Source organism: Streptomyces sp. S6, assembly GCF_054880855.1.
The window spans coordinates 1-1500 of the sequence record NZ_JBTYMC010000624.1 but is presented as its reverse complement, the minus strand read 5'-3'; the positions used below and the strand labels follow the sequence as shown (position 1 = coordinate 1500).

At 75.0% G+C, this 1500-nt stretch carries 2 protein-coding genes and 1 pseudogene; 2 read left to right on the top strand and 1 reads right to left on the bottom strand.

Going from position 1 to position 1500, the window contains the following annotated elements; translation table 11 throughout:
• Both ACVNF4_RS35900 and ACVNF4_RS35895 read left to right on the top strand, forming a co-directional pair.
• The coding region (locus ACVNF4_RS35900; protein ID WP_461807018.1) for a polysaccharide deacetylase family protein at window positions 1-752 on the top strand (752 nt) is incomplete at its 5' end.
• Window positions 753-757: 5 nt separating this feature from the next.
• On the top strand, window positions 758-889 hold the full coding sequence (locus ACVNF4_RS35895) for a hypothetical protein (RefSeq protein ID WP_461807017.1): 132 nt from the start codon (window positions 758-760) through the stop codon (window positions 887-889).
• A gap of 337 nt (window positions 890-1226) precedes the next feature.
• On the opposite strand, the pseudogene ACVNF4_RS35890 reads toward ACVNF4_RS35895, so the two are convergent.
• Window positions 1227-1500: pseudogene (locus tag ACVNF4_RS35890) on the bottom strand (ABC transporter); the annotation flags it as partial.

The window sequence follows — 1500 nt, the reverse complement described above, 5'->3', positions numbered from 1 at the left end:
CCGCGGCGTCCCCGTCCCCGTCGAAGGCCCCGGTCCCCTCCCCGCCCCCCACCCTCGCGGCGGGCCCCGCCGGTCTCACCCCCGTCTTCGAGCACGCCCCCCGCGACAAGGGCCGCACGGTCGCCCTCACCTTCGACGCGGACATGACCTCGGACCAGGGAGCGCGCGCGGCGAAGGGCGAGCACTTCGACAACCCGGCGCTGATCGCCACCCTCCGCTCGCTGAAGATCCCGGCGACGGTGTTCATGACGGGCCGCTGGGCCGAGGAGTACCCCGACCAGGCCCGCTCGATCGGCCGCGACCCCCTGTTCGAGGTCGCCAACCACTCGTACAGCCACCACGCGTTCACGTCCGACTGCTACGGCCTGCCGACGGTCCCTCGGCCCGAGATGCGCGAGGACGTCGAGAAGGCGTACGCCGCGTTCCGCAAGGCCGGCGTCCCGCACGCCATGCCCTACTTCCGCTTCCCCGGCGGCTGCCACGACAAGACGGCCCTGCGCGCCCTGAGCGGCACCGGCGTCACGGCCGTCCAGTGGGACGTGATCAGCGGCGACGCCTTCGCGACGGACGCGGACGCGGTCGCCCGCCAGGTCCTCGACGGGGTGAAGCCGGGCTCCGTCGTCGTCATGCACTGCACCCGCAGCGCCGCCCCCACCACCGAACACGCCCTGCGCACGATCGTCCCCGAACTCCGCCGCAAGGGGTACCGCTTCGTGAAGGTCTCCGAGCAGATCCGGGCGACCGTAGGCTGACCGGCATGACCGACACCACGTACGCGGAGTGCGTCCTGTGCCGAGAGCCGACGGAGTACCCGCAGACGCAGAAGGGGGTCACGCTGTGTCCCGTGTGCGAGTGGCGCGAGGCCGAGCGGAACGCGTGCTCAGGGTGAGCGACGGCTGACGCCTGCACGGTGCTGACACGCGAGGGCGCGGGGGCCGGACGGACGGGCGTGCGGGGGCAGGCCGCCGGACATGGAACCGCAGCCATGCGGCCCCCGGCCGGGCAGCACCGGCCCCTGAGCAGCATCCAGCCCAGGGCGACTCCGAGCCCTGAAGAACGGCGGTCCCCCGCCACCCCCGGCCAGAGCCGCCCCCGCCGACGGGGGCCCAGCTCCGAACCGCACCCCGGCCGGAGCCGTCCCCGCCGACCCGCCCCACTCCGAACCGCGTCCGGCCCACCAGCACGCCGACCGACGCCTCAAGCCCCAGCCACCAGCCCCGCTCCTTTCAGTCCGCCGCCCTCCGTGACACCAGCGCGCACGCTCCCGCCACCACCCCCGCCGTCACGACGGCCGCCGCGAGCAGGGGCAGTACCGGCAGCGGGACGACCGCCTCCCGTGACCCGGTGACCAGCCCGCTCACCGCCGCCTGTGCGGGCGAGCCGGTCACGACGAGGGTCAGCAGGGCTCCCAGCATCAGCGCGGGGACGGCCCGCCCCGGCGTCCGCAGGACGGGCCAGGCGCTGATCGCGCCGATCGCCGTGCCCAGGAGCGCGCAGGTG